Genomic DNA, 17556 nt, shown 5'->3' on the forward strand with positions numbered 1-17556 from the left:
ATGCGGCTAGGCTGGTGAGCCATGTGCGGAATCGTGGGGTATGTGGGGTACCGGGACGCGCTCGGCGTGGTGGTCGATGCGTTGCGCCGCATGGAGTATCGGGGTTATGACTCGGCCGGAGTCGCGATTCTGGACGGGTCGGGCGGGCTGGCCGTCGAACGCAAGGCCGGGCGGTTGGCCAACCTGGAGGCCGAGCTGGTCGATCGCGGGCCCGAGCGCTACGCCGGGTCCACCGGCATGGGCCATACCCGCTGGGCCACGCACGGCGCGCCCACCGACCGCAATGCCCACCCGCACCGCGACCGCACCGGCCGGGTCGCGGTGGTGCACAACGGCATCATCGAGAACTTCGCCCCGCTGCGCCGCGAACTCGAGGAGGCGGGCGTCGAGCTGGGCAGCGACACCGACACCGAGGTGGCGGTGCACCTGGTGTCGCAGGCCTACGCGGCCGGGGACACCGCCGGTGACTTCGTCGCTTCCGCGCTGAGCGTGGTGCGCCGCCTGGAGGGCGCGTTCACCCTGGTCTTCACCCATGCCGACCACCCGGGCACCATCGTCGCCGCCCGCCGGTCCACCCCGCTGGTGGTCGGGGTGGGGCGGGGCGAGATGTTCATCGCCTCCGACGTCACCGCGTTCATCGAACACACCCGGGAGGCAGTCGAACTCGGCCAGGACCAGGCCGTGGTCATCACCGCCGACAGCTACCGGGTCACCGACTTCGCGGGCACGGCCGACGAGGCGCGGACCCGCCCGTTCACCATCGACTGGGACCTGGCCGCCGCCGAGAAGGGCGGCCACGACTACTTCATGCTCAAGGAGATCGAGGAGCAGCCGACGGGCGTCGCCGACACCCTCATCGGCCACTTCGCGAACGGCCGCATCGTGCTCGACGAGCAGCGGCTGCACGACCAGGAGCTGCGCGAGGTCGACAAGGTGTTCGTAGTCGCCTGCGGCAGTTCGTATCACGCGGGCCTGCTCGCCAAGTACGCCATCGAGCACTGGACGCGGCTGCCCGTCGAGGTGGAGCTGGCCAGCGAATTCCGTTACCGCGACCCGGTTCTGGACCGTTCCACGCTGGTGGTCGCCATCTCCCAGTCCGGCGAGACCGCCGACACGCTGGAGGCGGTGCGCCACGCCAAGGAGCAGAAGGCGCGGGTCCTCGCCATCTGCAACACCAACGGCGCGCAGATCCCCCGTGAGGCCGACGCGGTCCTGTACACCCGCACCGGCCCGGAGATCGGGGTGGCGTCGACCAAGGCGTTCCTGGCCCAGATCACCGCCAACTATCTGGTCGGTCTGGCGCTGGCGCAGGCGCGCGGCACCAAGTACCCGGACGAGGTGGCGCGCGAGTTCGCCGAACTGGAGTCCATGCCGAAACTCGTTGCGCAGGTGCTGGAATCGGCCGAGAAGGTGCGTGAGATCGCCCGCCAGTTCGCGCACGTGCCGACGGTGCTGTTCCTGGGCCGTCACGTCGGCTACCCGGTCGCCCTCGAAGGCGCGCTCAAGCTCAAGGAACTGGCGTACATGCACGCCGAGGGCTTCGCCGCGGGCGAGCTCAAGCACGGCCCGATCGCGCTCATCGAGGACGGTCTGCCGGTGTTCGTGGTCATGCCGTCGCCGAAGGGCCGGGCGGTGCTGCACTCCAAGCTGCTCAGCAATATCCGCGAGATCCAGGCTCGCGGCGCGCGCACCATCGTCATCGCCGAGGAGGGCGACGACACGGTGCGGCCGTTCGCCGACTTCCTGATCGAAATCCCATCGGCCCCAACGCTGTACCAGCCGCTGCTGTCCACGGTCCCGCTGCAGATCTTCGCCGCCGAGGTGGCGCAGGCGCGCGGCTACGACGTGGACAAGCCGCGCAACCTGGCCAAGTCGGTCACCGTCGAGTAGGGACCGCCCGCAGTCGGGGTTCAGGGGCGAAGCCCCTGAAAGTCCCGAGAGTTGGTTCCCTCACTGGACGGTGACGGTGCCCTTCATGTCCGGGTGCAGCGGGCACAGGTAGCGATAGGTGCCGGGCGTGGTGAAGGTGTGGCTCCACTCGCCCTTGCGGATGATCGGGCTGTTGATGCCGAGCGCGACATCCCCGATGCCCTGCACCGCGTGCGGGGCCTTGTCGTCGAACTTCCAGGTCACCGTGTCCCCGGCCTTGACGGTGATGTCGGCCGGGGAGAACTTCATGTCCGCGACGTTCACGGTGACCGCGGCGGGCGCGGCCGGACCGGTCGAGGTCGCCGCCGAGGACGCCGGAGCCGCGGCCGTCGAGGTGGCGGCGGGCTTCGAGGTGTCCGAGGAGGAGCAGCCCGCGGCCGCCAGCGCGACGACGGCGACGAGAAGCAGGGCACGCGAGGACGACTGGCGGATCGGCATGTCAGCCAGGCTAGTACCCGCCGATAGCGGACCATTCGCGGGCATCGCCCTGACCTGCACCGCATGGGGCCGCGACCGGCGTAGTCTCCACAACGGCAGGCAGTCCGGATCCGGGAGGCGACCCATGACCGCACCGGCGGTGCTCGACTACTACACGGCCGACGAGGTACGCGCCGCCGAAGCCGAACTCTTCACCCGCGTACCCGCCGGAATGCCCATGCGACGAGCCGCGTTCGGCCTCGCCCAGGTGGTGGCGCGCGAACTGCGTGAACGCACCGGCGGTGTGGCGGGCCGTGCCGTCACCCTGCTCGTCGGCTCCGGCGACAACGGCGGCGACGCCCTGTGGGCGGGCTCGTTCCTGCGCCGGCGCGGGGTCGCGGTCCGTGCGATCCTGCTCGTCCCCGAGCGCGCCCACGCGGAGGGGCTGGCGGCGTTGCGCGGCGCGGGCGGGGACATCGCCGCCGCTCCCGCTACCGTCCGGGAGCTGCGGGAAGGCTCGGTCGACGACGTCGGGGAAGGGGCGGTCGACGAGGCGGTGCGGCGGCGGGGGCCGGAAGCCGACGCCGCCGCGACCACGCTGCGGCGGCTCGGATTACGGCCGGGCGTTCCCGCCGCGCCCCGCCGCGTAGCCGCCCTGCTCGGCACGCCGGACCTGGTGGTCGACGGCATCGTCGGCATTTCCGGACGCGGCTCCTTGCGTCCGGTGGCGGCCGGACTGGTGGCGGGCGTGCGATGTCCGATCATCGCGGCGGACCTGCCCAGCGGCGTGGATCCCGACACGGGCTCCGTGAACGGTCCGGCGGTTCGCGCGGATGTCACCGTCGCCTTCGGCGCGCTCAAGCCGGTGCACGCGCTGGCCGCGCCGTCCTGTGGGCGAATCGTGCTGGTGCCCATCGGGTTACGGCTGCCGGACGCGAACATGATCGCGCTGGAGCCACGGACGGTTGGAGCGGTCTGGCCGGTGCCCGGGCCCGCCGACGACAAGTACACCCAGGGCGTCACCGGCGTGTGCGCGGGCAGCGCCACCTATCCGGGCGCGGCCGTCCTGTGCGCCGGCGGGGCGATCGCGGCCACGTCGGGCATGGTGCGCTACGCGGGCACCGGCGCCGAACGGGTGCTCACGCACTTTCCGGAAGTGATTGCCGCGGAATCCATTTCCGCCACCGGACGCGTGCAATCCTGGGTCTTCGGCCCGGGTGGGGGCACCGATTCCGCCGCCCGCGACCGTCTGGCCGAGATCCTCGCCACCGACCTCCCCGTGGTGGTGGACGCCGACGGCCTCACCCTGCTCGCCGCGGATCCCGACCTGATCACCGGCCGTACCGCCCCGACGGTACTCACCCCGCACGCTGGTGAATTCGCCCGCCTCACCGGCTCCGAACCGGGACCCGACCGAGTGGCCGCCGTGCGCAAGCTCGCCGAATCCTGGCATGTCACAGTACTTTTGAAGGGTCGAGCCACCCTGGTGGCCAGCCCCGGCCGCCCGGTCCTGGTCAGCGAGGCAGGCGGCAGTTGGGCCGCCACCGCCGGTTCCGGCGATGTCCTGTCCGGCATCATCGGCGCCCTCCTGGCCTGCGGCCTGCATCCCGCCGTCGCCGCCGCCTCCGCCGCCCGAGCCCACGCTCTGGCCGCCAATCTCGCCGCCCACTCCGCCACCACTGCGGGCGCCCCGATCTCCGCTTCCCCCTTGCTCTCCCACGTCCGCGAGGCCATCGGCACGTTGCGGGAACTCGCACTCTGACGGGCCGCCGGGAGAACCACGTCAACCAGTGGTGGCGGCGGTGTGCAGGGCGGTGCGGGCGGCGGCGATGACGGGGTGGTCGCCGGTGCCGCGGCGGTAGGCGAGGTGGGTGCGGCGGCGGGTGGGGAGCGGAGTGAGAGTGACCGCGGCGGGGGCGGAATGGGTGCCGAGGTCGGGGACGAGGGCTACGCCCTGGGCGGCGGCGACCAGGTTGAGGACGGTGCCGAAGTCGTCGGCGTGGTGGCGGATGCGAGGGGTGAAGCCCGCGGCCAGGCAGGCGCGGACGGTCATTTCGTAGCAGAGGGTGCCGGGGGTGCCTGCGATCCAGGGGGAATCGGAGTGGGCGGTGAGTGGGCCGGGGCTGAGGGCGGCGAGGTGGATGGTCTCCTCGAAGAGGGGTTCGGTGTCGAGGCCGGGTTCGGGGGTGAGGGGGACGTAGTCGTATTCCTGGAGCAGGGCGATGTCCAGGGTTTCGGCGCGCAGGGCGGCGGGGGCGGCGGCCGGATCCAGTTCGGTGACCAGGAGTTCCAGCAGGGGATGGTCTCGGCTGAGGGAGATCAGGGCGGGGGAGAGGATGTGGTGGACGGCGGTGGGGAAGGCGCCGATACGCAGGGTGCCGGTGAGTTCGGTGCGGGCGGAGGCGAGTTCGGCGGTCGCCTGTTCCAGCACGGCGAGGATGGTTTCGGTGTGCTCGACCAGCCGCAACGCGGCGGGGGTGAGGACGACGCTGCGGCCGGTGCGTTCCAGGAGCGGGAGCCCGGCTTCGCGTTCGAGGGCGGTCAGCTGCTGGGAGACGGCCGAGGGCGTGTAGGTGAGGGCCTCGGCGACCGCGGCGATGGTCTTCCGGTGCGCGAGTTCGCGGAGCAGACGCAGACGACGGACATCCAGCATCAGTTGATCTTATGCTCGGGGATAGAAACGTGAAATAGACCTGACGTATCCGCTCGACCAGGCTGGTGCCATGACATTCAACGGCCTCTACGTTCCCCTGGTCACGCCCTTCACCGCCGACGACGAACTGGCCGCGGACGCCCTGGAGGCGCTCGCCCACGAGGTCCTCGACGCCGGCGCGGCGGGCCTCGTCGCGCTGGGCACCACCGGCGAACCCACCACCCTCACCCGCGACGAGCAGCGGCGCGTCATCGATGTCTGCGCCCGCGTCTGCGCCGAACGCGACGCCACCCTGATCGTCGGCGCGGGCTCGAACGCCACCCTCGACTCGGCGCGCGCCCTGTCCGCCCTCGACCCGCGCGCGACCGCCGCGCTCGCCGTGGTCCCCTACTACAACCGGCCCTCGGAAGACGGTGTGGTGGAACACTTCCGGGTCCTCGCCGCCGCCAGCCCGGTGCCGGTGCTGATCTACCACATCCCCTACCGCACCTCCCGCACCCTGAGCGCCGAAACCCTGTGCCGACTGGCCGAACTGCCGAACGTGGCGGGCTTCAAGTACACGGCCGGCGGCATCGACGAGACCACGGTGGCCTTCCTGGCCCGCGTCCCCGAGCACGTCTCGGTGCTGGCGGGTGACGATCTGTTCGCCGCCCCGCTGCTCGCCCTGGGCGCGACCGGAGCGATTCTCGCGTGCGCCAATGTCGCACCTGCGGCCTACGCCGACCTGGTCGCGGCCTGGCGCACCGGCGCGCTCGATACCGGCCGCGCCCTCGGCAATCGGCTGGCCCCAGTGGCCGACGCCCTGTTCGCCGAACCCAATCCCATTGTGGTGAAAGCGGTTCTGGCCGCCCAGGGCCGCATCCCCACCCCGGACGTGCGGCTGCCGCTGCTTCCGGCGAGCCCCGAAGCCCTCGCCGGAGCCCTGGCCGCCGTGCCCACGGCACTCGCCGCGGCGATCTGATTCGGCCCCGCGACGGCCGCCCCGACTCGGGTGTGACGCGAATCGCCCCTGCCCGGATGGCAGGATCGGTGGTGTGAAGCAGCCCGACCCACAGGTGGAAACCCTCGTCGACCTGGACGCCATCGCCCACAACGTGCGCATTCTGGCCGAGCACGCCGGTGACGCCGCGGTCATGGTCGTGGTGAAGGCCGACGGGTACAACCACGGTGCGGTCGAGGTGGCGCGGGCGGCGCTGGCGGCGGGGGCGCGGGAACTGGGCACCACCACGGTCGCCGAGGCGGTGGCCTTGCGGACCGCCGGGATCACCGCGCCGATCCTGTGCTGGCTCAACACCTCCGACGCCGACTACGGCAGCGCCATCGCCGCCGATATCGAGATCGGGGTGTCGGCGCTCGCGCAGCTGGAGGCGGTGGCCGCGGCCGCCCACCGGCTGGGCCGCACCGCGACCGTCAGCCTGAAAGTGGATACCGGGCTCAACCGCAACGGGATTCCCGCCGCCGAATACCCGGAGGTCCTGGAGCTGCTGCGCCGGCTGGTCGACGACCGGACCGCCCGGCTGCGCGCGATCTTCTCGCACCTGGCGCTCGCCGATCAGCCCGAGCACCCGGTCAACGACCGGCAGCGGGAACGCTTCCTCGAGTTCATCGCCACCGCCAAGGAGCACGGCCTCGAACCCGAACTCGTGCACATCGCGAATTCCGCTGCCGCACTGACCCGCCCGGACCTCGCCTTCGACATGGTCCGTCCCGGCATCGCCGTCTACGGCCTGTCACCGATTCCGGAACTGTCCGACTTCGGGCTGCGCCCGGCCATGACCTTCCGCGCCCGCGTGCTGCGGGTGAAACGGGTCGCCGCCGGGGAAGGCGTCTCCTACGGCCACGACTGGATCGCCGAACACGACACCACCGTCGCGCTGCTGCCCGCCGGATACGCCGACGGCGTGCCGCGCACCCTCGGCGGGAAGTTCTCGGTGTGGCTGGGCGGCGCGCGACGAACCCAGATCGGGCGGGTGTGCATGGATCAGATCGTGGTGAATCTCGGCGAGAACGAGGCCGGAGTCCAGGCGGGCGACACCGCGGTGCTGTTCGGCGGCGAACCCGGACAGCCGCGCGCCCAGGAATGGGCCGACGCGCTCGGCACCATCAACTACGAGATCGTGTGCAATCCGCGCGGCCGCGTCGTGCGCGACCACATCGGCGGTGACCGGTGAACGACCACCGCATGCTCGCCACCGTCGAGGACACCGAGGCGCTGGGCCGTGAGCTCGCCGAACAGCTGCAGGCCGGGGACCTGGTCATCCTCGACGGCCCGCTGGGCGCGGGCAAGACCGCGCTCACCCGCGGCATCGCCGCCGGGCTGGGCGTCCAAGGACGGGTCAGCTCACCGACTTTCATCATCGCCCGCCAGCACCGCGCCGGCGCGCACCCGGGCGCGGTGGCGCTGGTGCACGTGGACGCCTACCGGCTCGGCGGCGACCTCGACGAACTCGACGCCCTCGACCTCGACACCGATCTCGACCACGCGGTCGTGGTGGTGGAATGGGGTCTCGGCGTGGCCGAACACCTGGCCGACCGCCACCTGCGGATCCAGCTGCGCCGCGAACCCGAGTCCGATGTCCGCACCGCGGAATGGGAGTGGGTCGCCGCCACCTGATCCGGCGCGAGATTCCCGCAGGCAGACACCACGCCGAGTGGGCTGTACCACCCGGTATTGTTGAGGCAATCATGCTGATATTGGCTGTCGACACCGCGACTCCCGCCGTCACAGCGGGACTGGTGGAACTGGAACCGGCGCAACCCGGGTCGAACGCACCGCGCATCACCACGATCACCGCCGAGGTGACCGTGGACGCACGCGCGCACAACGAGGTGCTCACCCCCCAGATCCTGACCTGCCTGGCCGAATCGGGCCGCTCGCGGGCGGATATCGCCGCGGTCGTGGCGGGTATCGGGCCGGGGCCGTTCACCGGACTGCGGGTCGGCTTGGCCACCGCCGCCGCCTTCGGCGACGCGCTCGGCATCCCCGTGTACGGGGTGTGCAGCCTCGACGCCATCGCCGCCGACACCGAGAGCTATCTGCGCGAGAGCTCCGACCCGGTCGAACTGCTGGTCGTCACCGACGCCCGCCGTCGCGAGGTGTACTGGGCGCGCTACCGCGCCGTCCCCGGCAGCCTCGTCCTCGAACGCTGCGAGGGCCCCGAGGTGAGCAAGCCCGGCAATCTGGACCAGGCCGCCGCCACCCTGATCGCCGGATCCGCCTCGCACGTCGACTATTTCGACCTGCCCGTGCTGCCGGTCGAGACGCCGTCTCCGGCCGGGCTGGTGCGCTGCGCCGCCGCCGACATCCTGTCCGGCGCCGTCCCCGACCCGCTGGTGCCGCTGTACCTGCGCCGCCCGGACGCCGTCGAGAAGAGTTACGCGCAGGTGGGCCGATGACCATCCGCATCGAACCGATGCGGCCCGCCGACGTCACCCGCTGCGCACAGCTCGAGCAGGTGCTGTTCCCCGAGGACGATCCCTGGCACGAGGTGTCGTTCCTGTCGGAACTGGCCGGACCGCACAACCGCTACATCACCGCCCGCGACGCCGGCGGGGACATGGTGGGCTACGCCGGAATCGCGTTGCTCGGCACCGCCGAACACCCTGAGGCCGAAGTCCACACCATCGGCGTCGACCCGGACCATCACCGGCGCGGCATCGGCACACTGCTGCTCGAGGCGCTGCTGCTGGAGGCCGGACGCCGCGGCGGACCCGTCTTCCTCGAGGTCCGCACCGACAACGCGCCCGCGATCACGCTCTACGAGAAGCACGGCTTCCACATCATCGGGCTGCGCAAGAACTACTACCAGCCCAGCGGAGCCGACGCGTACACCATGCGGCGACCGGCCATGGCCGGATTCCCGCAGGACGGATTCACCAAGGACGCCGAGGTCTCGTCATGATCGTCATGGGTATCGAAAGCTCCTGCGACGAAACGGGAGTCGGCATCGTGCGGCGGCTGCCCGACGGCAGCTGCGAACTGCTCGCCGACGAGGTCGCCTCCAGCGTCGACCAGCACGCCCGCTTCGGCGGCGTGGTGCCCGAGATCGCCTCGCGCGCACACCTCGAGGCCATCGTGCCCGCCATGCGCCGGGCTCTGGCCACTGCCGGGATCAGCAAGCCCGACGCGCTCGCCGTCACCATCGGCCCCGGCCTCGCCGGTGCCCTGCTGGTCGGCGTGGCGGCGGCGAAAGCCTATGCGGCGGCGTGGGATATCCCGTTCTACGCGCTCAACCATCTGGGCGGGCACGTCGCCGTCGACACCCTCGAGCACGGGCCGATGCCGCCGGCGGTCGCCCTGCTCGTCTCCGGTGGGCACACCCACCTGCTGCAGGTGACCGACCTCGGACAGCCCATCACCGAACTCGGCAGCACCGTCGACGACGCCGCGGGCGAAGCCTTCGACAAGGTGGCCCGGCTGCTCGGCCTAGGCTACCCGGGCGGACCCGTCCTGGATTCCATTGCCACCGACGGTGATCCGAAGGCCATCGCCTTCCCCCGCGGCATGACCGGACCCCGCGACCCCCGCTACGACTTCTCCTTCTCCGGCCTCAAGACGGCCGTCGCCCGCTATGTCGAAGCGGCGCAACGGGAAGGCCGCGACCTGCCCATCCCCGATATCGCCGCCTCCTTCCAGGAGGCCGTCGCGGACGTGCTCACCATGAAGGCGGTGCGCGCGGCGCAGGACGTCGGCGTCGACACCCTCGTGCTGGGCGGCGGCGCCACCGCCAACTCCCGCATCCGGTCGATGGCCGAAGAGCGGTGCACGGCCGCGGGAATCACCCTGCGCGTCCCCAAGCCGCGCCTGTGCACCGACAACGGCGTCATGATCGCCACCCTGGGCGCGCACGTGATCGCGGGCGGCGCACAGCCTTCCGAACTGACCGTGGCCACCGACCCCGGCCTGCCGGTCTCCACCAGCTATCTGTGAGAGTCGGACCGCGGTGGTCGGACACGTGGATTCGGGCGTGAATCAGCGCGACAACTGATTTCGTGACGGTTGGGGTAACTCGTCGGATGCGTCCGGGATCGTTGGGCACTCAACCGCTGGCACGGGCGCCCAACGGTCAACGGCTCATTGCCGGCCGCTGGAATCGCAGGGAGGCGGCATAGGCGTTGGCGCGCGGCGTCGGCGAGACGTGCGGCTCCGGATCGATCGGCGGCAGCGTGGTGCCCAGCAAGGGGCCCAGCAGGCGCGGCAGATCCGCGGGGAACGGGATCTGAGGTAGATCCGGGTCCGGCCGCAGCGGCGGCTGCGAGGTGATGCTGGGGACCGTGGGAGTGCTGTTCGCGGAACCGGTCTGGGCCGGGGGCACGGCGACGGTGGTGCGGTGGTTCTGGTTCGAGGTCGGGTTGACCGAACCCTGCGCCGGAACGGTGGTCGCCGGCACGGGCGGCGTGGTCGGCGGCTGCTGCGTCGAGGTCGGCGAGTAGTGCGCGGGCTGCGGTTCCTCGATCACGAACTCCTTGACCCCGTATCCGACGATCAGGCCGACCACCACGATCGCCCCGGCGAGGGTGCCCGCCAGCTTGGTGAAGGTGCCGATCGGTGCGTCCGAGCCCAGGCCGATCACCGGGAAGGCGGTCGGCACGGTCGAATCCGCCACCAGCGCCGCGCCTTTCGCGATCGCGGATTCCGGCTCCGGCACGGTGACCACCGGAATGTCGAGCTGGCGTTCCAGCCCCACCACCATGATCGGCACGTTCGCGCCGCCGCCGATCACCGCGACCGCCTCCGGGAACTTCGGGGCCCGCGTGAAGACCCCGCGCGCGAACACCGCCAGATCGTGCAGCAGGTCGGCGACGATCTCCTCGAAATCCACCCGGGTCAGCTTGAGCGGCTGCCCGGCCACATGGTCGATCGTCACCGCCGGGACCACCGACAGGTGCTCCTTGGCGGCGCGGCTGCGATTGAGCAGGATGCCGCGGTTCGGGCGGATGCCGCGGCGCGACAGGTGGCAGTCCAGCAGGTGCTGCAGGATCAGTTCGTCGATGGCGTTGCCGCTGATGGTGGTGATGCGCTCGGACCGCAGCACGGTGTCGTCGGCGTGATCGGCGACCGAGACCGTGGTGCCCTTGGCCCCGATGTCGATGACCGCCACCGTGTCCCAGCGGTCCAGCAGGCCGGTGTGCCGCAGGTAGGCGAGGGCTGCGGTGGTCTCCGGAATCAGCTGCACGCCGTGACGCTGCCGCCCGATGGCGGAGCGGATGATCTGGGCCTGCTCGCGGTCGCGGTAGGCGACCGCGATATCGCCGGGCGGGGTGGAGTCGGGCTTGTGGTGGCCGTTGTTCCGGGCGCCCGCGCCGACCGGATGCACGGTGTCGCGGGGGATCTGGGTGGTCATCAACTCGATCGAGGAGGCCACCAGATCGCCGAGGTCGGAGTGCGCGGTATCGGCCGTCACGACCCGGTAGTCGAAGCTCTGGGCGCCGTTGGGCGCGGTGGCGACCGTCGCCGAGCACACCACTTCGCTCCCGGCCGAGATGCCGAGGGATGTTCGCATGTTCACCTCCCTTCGAGCGGATGGTCCTGGTGGAGACGACCATCTCGAACGGACTCCGGACGCGCCCAACGGGTAGCGGACGATTCCGGCGAGCTACGGACCGTGGCGGGCTCGCGTCCGATGGGGCATCCGGACCTGCCACTGATCACTTGCGGTCTTGCTCTCTTCTCGAGCCCGTGCGCGGGGTTGCCGCACGGAAAGCGGGGTGAAGCAGATGTGTAACTGTCGACGGCGCGCGTGACCCGACCGATTCGGTCTCGCCGCGTGGCCGCCGTCAATGGTGTCACAATCCGTTATCCGAACGTTACAGATTTTCGGATTTCTTTGGAAGACCTCAGATTCCCGGGCCGTCGGGTCGGCGAGTCGTGTCCGGAGGCTCCATTGGCAGCCCCTTGCCTTGAGCGCTGGCACTCCCGTGTATAGAGTGCTAGGTGGCACTGGTATTTGTGCTCAGGTGCCAGCTGATGACTACTGAGCAGGGGTCCCGGCACCCGCGACGACGGGGCTGATTGCCCAGGGTCACGCACATGACCGAAACCGTGCGTCCGGGGAACAGCCCCGGACGAGAAGAATCCCCTGAAAGTGGAGGGCTCAACGTGGCGAGCGTGAACATCAAGCCGCTCGAGGACAAGATCCTCGTCCAGGCCAACGAGGCCGAAACCACCACCGCCTCCGGTCTGGTCATCCCCGACACGGCGAAGGAGAAGCCCCAGGAGGGCACCGTCATCGCCGTCGGCCCCGGCCGCTGGGACGAGGACGGCGAGAAGCGCATCCCGCTGGACGTCAAGGAAGGCGACGTCGTCATCTACAGCAAGTACGGCGGCACCGAGATCAAGTACAACGGCTCGGAGTACCTGATCCTGTCGGCCCGCGACCTGCTGGCCGTCGTCACCAAGTAAGCGACGCACCAACTCTCGGGGCCCCAGGGGGCTTCCCCTGAACCCCTTTCGAGAGACACCGCCCCGGAGTCGCAGCTGTCGATACAGCAACCGGCCCGGGGCGGAGTGCGTTCGCCCCCGACCTTCACAGGAGTAGGTACATGGCAAAGCAGATCGAGTTCGACGAGAAGGCTCGTCGCGCTATGGAGCGCGGCGTCGACAAGCTCGCCGACGCCGTCAAGGTCACGCTCGGCCCGCGCGGCCGGCACGTGGTGCTGGCCAAGGCCTTCGGTGGCCCGACCGTCACCAACGACGGCGTGACCATCGCCCGCGACATCGACCTCGAGGACCCCTTCGAGAACCTGGGCGCGCAGCTGGTCAAGAGCGTCGCCACCAAGACCAACGATGTCGCCGGCGACGGCACCACCACCGCCACCGTGCTGGCGCAGGCGCTCATCAAGGGCGGCCTGAAGAACATCGCCGCCGGCGCCAACCCGATGACCCTGGGCAAGGGCATGAGCAAGGCCGCCGACGCGGTCGCCGCCGCCCTGCACGCCGCCGCCACCCCGGTGAACGGTGAGAAGGCCATCGCGCAGGTCGCCACCGTGTCCTCGCGGGACGAGGAGATCGGCGCGCTCGTCGCCGAGGCGCTGACCAAGGTCGGCAAGGACGGCGTCGTCACCATCGAGGAGTCCTCGGGTCTGCAGACCGAGGTCGCCATCACCGAGGGCGTGCAGTTCGACAAGGGCTACCTGTCCCCGTACTTCGTCACCGACCCGGAGACCATGCAGGCGGTCTACGAGGACGCGTGGATCCTGCTGAATCGCGAGAAGATCAGCTCGCTGCCGGACCTGCTCCCGCTGCTGGAGAAGATCGCCGAGTCGGGCAAGCCGGTCGTCATCATCGCCGAGGACGTCGACGGCGAGGCGCTGTCCACCCTCGTGGTGAACGCGATCCGCAAGACCCTCAAGGTGGTCGCGGTGAAGGCCCCGTTCTTCGGTGACCGCCGCAAGGCGTTCCTGGACGACCTGGGCATCGTCACCGGTGGCACCGTGGTCAACCCGGACCTGGGCATCACCCTGCGTGAGGCCGGCCTGGACGTGCTGGGCAAGGCCCGCCGCGTCGTGGTCACCAAGGACGAGACCACCATCGTCGAGGGCGCGGGCACGCAGTCCGACATCGACGCCCGGGTCGCGCAGCTGCGCAAGGAGATCGAGAACACCGACTCCGACTGGGACCGCGAGAAGCTGGAAGAGCGTCTGGCCAAGCTGGCCGGCGGCGTCGCCGTCATCAAGGTCGGCGCGGCCACCGAGACCGAGCTCAAGGAGCGCAAGTACCGCGTCGAGGACGCCGTCGCCTCCGCCAAGGCGGCGGTCGCCGAGGGCATCGTCCCCGGCGGCGGCACCGCCCTGGTCCAGGCCGCGGCGACCCTGAACGCCCTGCGCGACACCCTGACCGGTGACGAGGCCGTCGGCGTCGAGGTCGTGCGCCAGGCCCTGCTGGCCCCGCTGTTCTGGATCGCCAGCAACGCCGGTGTCGACGGCGCGGTCGTCGTCTCCAAGGTGACCGAGGGCGAGAACGGCTTCAACGCCGCCACTCTCACCTACGGCGACCTGGTCGCCGAGGGCGTCATCGACCCGGTCAAGGTCACCCGCTCCGCCGTCGAGAACGCCACCTCGGTGGCCCGCATGGTGCTGACCACCGAGTCCGCCATCGTCGACAAGCCCGTCGAGGAAGCGGCCGACGCCCACGCCGGCCACTCCCACTGATCGATCGGTGAACCGAGGCCCCCGGACGGATTCCGTCCGGGGGCCTCGGCTTTTCGGGCTGTGGGGCAGATCGAGGGGCGGCATGAATTCTCATGTCGCGCACGGAGTTACGGGGTCCGAATCGTCCCATTTGGTTCGGGTGTTACCCGGGGTCCCCTACCAGTTGACGGGGTTCGGGCGGGGCGGAATTGGGAGATTGCCCCGGAGAGTGTTCCGGGGCGCGCTCTGGTCAATCTCTCACGGGGAAGGACGAACGGCCGTTTCCGTGGCGGAGAGCGGTGTGCGAATGGTGAATCGGGGTCGGCGGGGCCGGGTCTGTGGCTATCGCGGCGAGAAGGCGGTCGCGGAGGGCGGGCGGCGGCGGGGTGGCCGGCACGGACGCGGCCAGCGCGAGCGCTTCTCGGGTCTGCTGCACTTCCAGGGTGAAGGCGGCGCGCAGTGCGGGGTCGTCGGTATCCAGAAGGTCCGCCACTGCGCGCTGATCTTCGTCGCCGATCGATCCGAGCGCGACAGTGTGCGCGAGATCGATCTGGCTTTCGTTCATCTCACGTCACTCCCAAACTTTTCTTGAGTCGTGTCAGTCCGTCCCGAATACGGGACTTAACGGTAGGTAACCCTACGCCCAGATAGGCCGCCACCTCGGCGTATGTCCGACCGCCGAAGTACGCGAGAGAGATCGCCTCCCGCTGTGTCTCGGTCAGGGTGGCCAGCCCGGCGAGCACCGCCTGCTGTTCCAGCCGCCGGCCGACCTCTTCGGTGACCTCGTCGAACTCGTTGCCGAGGGTGCTGGTGCCGTATGCGACCTCACGCTGGGCGTGGGCCTGTTCGGCACGGACTCGGTCGACCGCGCGGCGATGGGCCAGCGTCATCAACCAGGTGACAGCCGATCCCTTGTTGGGATCGAAATTGGCGGCCGTGCGCCAGATCTGGAGATAGACCTCCTGAGTGGTCTCCTCCGCGTATCCCGGATCGTGGAGCACGCGTAGGACCAGGCCGAACACTCGCGCGCTGGTGCGGTCGTACAGCTCGGCGAAGGCCTGCTGATCGGACTGCCCGCAACGCTCGAGAAGTGCGGCGAGTTCGAGACTTTCGGCTGCGCGCGCCGTCACCGCAGAGTCCACGCTGGGTGCATCCACCCCTCGTCCGTCCCTCGAGCTCTGGAACGAGTCGCCCTCTGCGGCAGGCGGCCGCGTTGTCACAACGCTCCGTTCTGTGTCATCGGCCACGAGGGTAGCGTGCCGCTATGACCTCCTCTCGGGTGGGGGTATTCGGCAAAGCGACTGTGGCACAGCGATTTTCCGATATGACCGAAACGTCGCAATCGTGACATCGAAGACACGCCGTGACGCGCCGGAGGTTGCCGACCCCGCCGGGCGGTGCCGGGTGTTTGCTAGCTATTCGGCGCGCCACCCCGAAAGGATGGGAAGAATCTCGAGCCCGGCCCGCTGTCACATCAGGGACACCGCTGGTGAACACCAGTCCCGCGCGTTTGCCGAGAGTGCCTGCGGGCGCCCGGATTACGCGACGATGCGGCGGCGATTGCGGCGGGCGTGCAGCTCGCGCTCGGTCTCCGACATGCCACCCCAGATGCCGTAGGGCTCACTGACCTTCAGCGCGTGCGAACGGCACTGCAGCAGCACCGGGCAGGCCTTGCAGATTTCCTTGGCCCGCAGCTCGCGCTGGGCCCGTGCCCGGCCGCGCTCGCCGTCCGGGTGGAAGAACACGGCGGAGTCCTGGCCGCGGCAGGATCCGCGCATCTGCCAATCCCATACATCGGCGTTCGGCCCGGGGAGGTGGGTTGGCATCGGCATGGTGAACTCCTCTTGGTGCGAGCTCGTCGGCATTGTCGAGCGGTGCTGGTGGCAAACAGGTGGCCGCATCGCCGTGGCCCGGCGATCGCACTTCATCGGCGCCGCAATTCAGCACGACGCCAACGACGGCGATGACGTACGTTAGGTCGCGAAACGAATTCGAGTCAATAGCTTCATTCGACTCGAGCCGAATACCTGCACATTAGAGAATTAACATCCGCGCTATTTACAAGATGGGGTGCCTGTGGTGATACTGATCGGTTGCCCAGCGTTGTGACCTGGTTGTGATAGCCCATCCGACTGGGTAAAACCGCAGGTAGCACAGGCTTTTTGGACCCGAATCCCGATGCCTCGAGCTATGCAAGGCTCTCGATCAGAGTGATCTCAGCCATTGGACATCCTGCGCTGAGTAGGGTAGAGATGGCCGCCTCGAGGCCGCCGGGTTAATAGCGCGAAACGCTATACGAATTCCTTACGGGCGTGCTGGTCGATAGCGAGGACAGATTTACGGAGCGGAAACACAAAGGCTCTGGTGAATGCTGGCCGATAGCTGGCGACCTATGCTATGGCGGCTGCCCTCACTTGTCCGGCCACTGGTTACAGTGCGACTGTGCCTGTGCTCGAAGTGAACTCCGTACTCGCCGACGCCGCTTTCGGCTCCACGCCCGAGCGTGCTGCCGCCGGGTTGCCCGCCGCGCCCGACGCCGCCGGATCCTGGCTGCGCGCGGTCTCGCTGAGTGGAATCGGGTACTACGCCGCCGCGCGCGCCGAACTCCGCCACGCCCGGCGCCGCACCACCGACCCCGCCCTGCTGTCGCTCACCCACAGCGCCGAGGCGTCGTTGCTGCGCCAGCTCGGCTGGCACAACCACGCCGCTGTCGTGGACGGGCGCGCCGCCGCGCTGGCGCTGCCCGCGCTCGCCGCCGCTCCCGCACCCGCGGCGACACTCGCGGACATCCGATCCGCGGAAGCCGTTTGCGACGCGTTGACCGGACTCGCCGCCGATGCCCTGGGCACCCTCCGCCCGGCGCTTGCCGCCCGGCTGCTGAATCGTTGCCGAAATTATCTCGACGTTCACCTGGCCACCGCCGACGCGGCGTGGCGGCCGCGGGTGCGGCTGCACTGGGTGAGTGCCGAGACGGCGCTCTCGGCTCCCGGCTCCGGATTGATCTCCGCCCCCGCCGCCGATCCCGCCGCGGGCGATCGACCGATCCCGGCCGACCCCGCCCTGGCCCACGCCGAGGCCGCGGTCGCGCTCGCGGAAAACTCGCCCTCGCTGCGGCATCGAGTGAAATCCCGGCTACTGCTGGCCGCCGCCAGCGCCGCCGCCGGCGACCTCGATCGATCCCGCGCTCTCGCAGCCGAAGTCGATCGGGCCTGTGCCGAGCATGAGCTGCTCCCGCTGCGCTGGGCCTGCGCCATGCTCCGCTCCGGCATCGAACCCGGTGGTGACGGCGCGGCCGTGGCGGCGGAGTGCGCGCGGTTGCTGGCCGCTCGCGGCGGGCGATTGCGTTCGGCGAGCGAGCTTCTCGGACGTCCCTGAGTAATCCACGAGCCGTCCTCGAGTGATCTCCGGCACTTCCCTGAGACTGCCCC

At 70.0% G+C, this 17556-nt stretch carries 17 protein-coding genes; 11 read left to right on the top strand and 6 right to left on the bottom strand.

The window, feature by feature from the left end:
* The first annotated feature begins 21 nt into the window (after positions 1-21).
* Entirely contained in the window at positions 22-1890 is a 1869-nt protein-coding gene (glmS, locus tag ACFRAQ_RS29195; RefSeq protein WP_379105288.1) for a glutamine--fructose-6-phosphate transaminase (isomerizing), read from the top strand.
* A gap of 60 nt (positions 1891-1950) precedes the next feature.
* Here the strand turns inward: glmS and ACFRAQ_RS29200 are convergent, their stop codons facing one another.
* A complete protein-coding gene (locus ACFRAQ_RS29200; protein ID WP_379105290.1) occupies positions 1951-2367 on the bottom strand; it encodes a cupredoxin family copper-binding protein in 417 nt (138 codons plus the stop codon).
* Between the two features lie 124 nt (positions 2368-2491).
* Here ACFRAQ_RS29200 and ACFRAQ_RS29205 point away from each other — a divergent pair, with 124 nt between their 5' ends.
* A complete protein-coding gene (locus ACFRAQ_RS29205) occupies positions 2492-4108 on the top strand; it encodes an NAD(P)H-hydrate dehydratase (RefSeq protein ID WP_379105292.1) in 1617 nt (538 codons plus the stop codon).
* A gap of 21 nt (positions 4109-4129) precedes the next feature.
* Here ACFRAQ_RS29205 and ACFRAQ_RS29210 read toward each other — a convergent pair whose 3' ends face one another.
* Positions 4130-4999: a LysR substrate-binding domain-containing protein gene (locus ACFRAQ_RS29210; RefSeq protein ID WP_379105294.1), complete on the bottom strand. Its 870-nt coding sequence runs from the start codon at positions 4997-4999 to the stop codon at positions 4130-4132.
* 70 nt (positions 5000-5069) lie between these two features.
* Here ACFRAQ_RS29210 and dapA point away from each other — a divergent pair, with 70 nt between their 5' ends.
* The 6 genes from dapA (at position 5070) to tsaD (ending at position 9929) form a co-directional block, all read left to right on the top strand.
* On the top strand, positions 5070-5960 hold the full coding sequence (gene dapA, locus ACFRAQ_RS29215; protein ID WP_379105296.1) for a 4-hydroxy-tetrahydrodipicolinate synthase: 891 nt from the start codon (positions 5070-5072) through the stop codon (positions 5958-5960).
* Between the two features lie 73 nt (positions 5961-6033).
* Positions 6034-7170, top strand: coding sequence for an alanine racemase (gene alr, locus ACFRAQ_RS29220; protein ID WP_379105298.1), 1137 nt, complete (start codon positions 6034-6036; stop codon positions 7168-7170).
* 11 nt (positions 7171-7181) lie between these two features.
* Positions 7182-7613, top strand: coding sequence for a tRNA (adenosine(37)-N6)-threonylcarbamoyltransferase complex ATPase subunit type 1 TsaE (tsaE, locus tag ACFRAQ_RS29225; RefSeq protein WP_379105692.1), 432 nt, complete (start codon positions 7182-7184; stop codon positions 7611-7613).
* 71 nt (positions 7614-7684) lie between these two features.
* Positions 7685-8395 carry a tRNA (adenosine(37)-N6)-threonylcarbamoyltransferase complex dimerization subunit type 1 TsaB gene (gene tsaB / locus ACFRAQ_RS29230; protein WP_379105301.1) on the top strand — a complete coding sequence of 237 codons (711 nt, stop codon included), beginning with the start codon at positions 7685-7687 and terminating at the stop codon, positions 8393-8395.
* Positions 8392-8901: a ribosomal protein S18-alanine N-acetyltransferase gene (rimI, locus tag ACFRAQ_RS29235; protein ID WP_357282260.1), complete on the top strand. Its 510-nt coding sequence runs from the start codon at positions 8392-8394 to the stop codon at positions 8899-8901. Before tsaB ends, rimI begins: the two co-directional genes overlap by 4 nt.
* Entirely contained in the window at positions 8898-9929 is a 1032-nt protein-coding gene (tsaD, locus tag ACFRAQ_RS29240) for a tRNA (adenosine(37)-N6)-threonylcarbamoyltransferase complex transferase subunit TsaD (protein WP_357282259.1), read from the top strand. The genes rimI and tsaD overlap by 4 nt, the downstream gene beginning before the upstream one ends.
* Positions 9930-10065: 136 nt before the next feature.
* Here the strand turns inward: tsaD and ACFRAQ_RS29245 are convergent, their stop codons facing one another.
* Entirely contained in the window at positions 10066-11502 is a 1437-nt protein-coding gene (locus ACFRAQ_RS29245) for an Hsp70 family protein (protein ID WP_379105304.1), read from the bottom strand.
* Positions 11503-12098: 596 nt separating this feature from the next.
* Here ACFRAQ_RS29245 and groES point away from each other — a divergent pair.
* A complete protein-coding gene (gene groES, locus ACFRAQ_RS29250) occupies positions 12099-12401 on the top strand; it encodes a co-chaperone GroES (RefSeq protein WP_033086015.1) in 303 nt (100 codons plus the stop codon).
* A 140-nt stretch (positions 12402-12541) separates the two neighbouring features.
* Complete coding sequence (gene groL / locus ACFRAQ_RS29255) at positions 12542-14149, top strand: chaperonin GroEL (protein WP_379105306.1); 1608 nt, start codon at positions 12542-12544, stop codon at positions 14147-14149.
* A 229-nt stretch (positions 14150-14378) separates the two neighbouring features.
* Here the strand turns inward: groL and ACFRAQ_RS29260 are convergent, their stop codons facing one another.
* The 3 genes from ACFRAQ_RS29260 to ACFRAQ_RS29270 all read right to left on the bottom strand — a co-directional run bounded on the left by ACFRAQ_RS29260 (position 14379) and on the right by ACFRAQ_RS29270 (position 15960).
* Entirely contained in the window at positions 14379-14693 is a 315-nt protein-coding gene (locus tag ACFRAQ_RS29260) for a hypothetical protein (protein WP_379105308.1), read from the bottom strand.
* A 1-nt stretch (position 14694) separates the two neighbouring features.
* Positions 14695-15270, bottom strand: coding sequence for a sigma-70 family RNA polymerase sigma factor (locus ACFRAQ_RS29265; RefSeq protein ID WP_357089901.1), 576 nt, complete (start codon positions 15268-15270; stop codon positions 14695-14697).
* A gap of 396 nt (positions 15271-15666) precedes the next feature.
* The gene (locus ACFRAQ_RS29270) at positions 15667-15960 is read right to left on the bottom strand and encodes a WhiB family transcriptional regulator (RefSeq protein WP_357088823.1); all 294 of its coding nucleotides are present in this window, start codon (positions 15958-15960) and stop codon (positions 15667-15669) included.
* A 610-nt stretch (positions 15961-16570) separates the two neighbouring features.
* On the opposite strand from ACFRAQ_RS29270, the gene ACFRAQ_RS29275 reads away from it, so the two are divergent.
* Positions 16571-17503, top strand: coding sequence for a hypothetical protein (locus ACFRAQ_RS29275; protein WP_379105311.1), 933 nt, complete (start codon positions 16571-16573; stop codon positions 17501-17503).
* Positions 17504-17556 lie beyond the last annotated feature (53 nt).

The organism is Nocardia sp. NPDC056611 (assembly GCF_042792755.1).
GTDB lineage: Bacteria > Actinomycetota > Actinomycetes > Mycobacteriales > Mycobacteriaceae > Nocardia.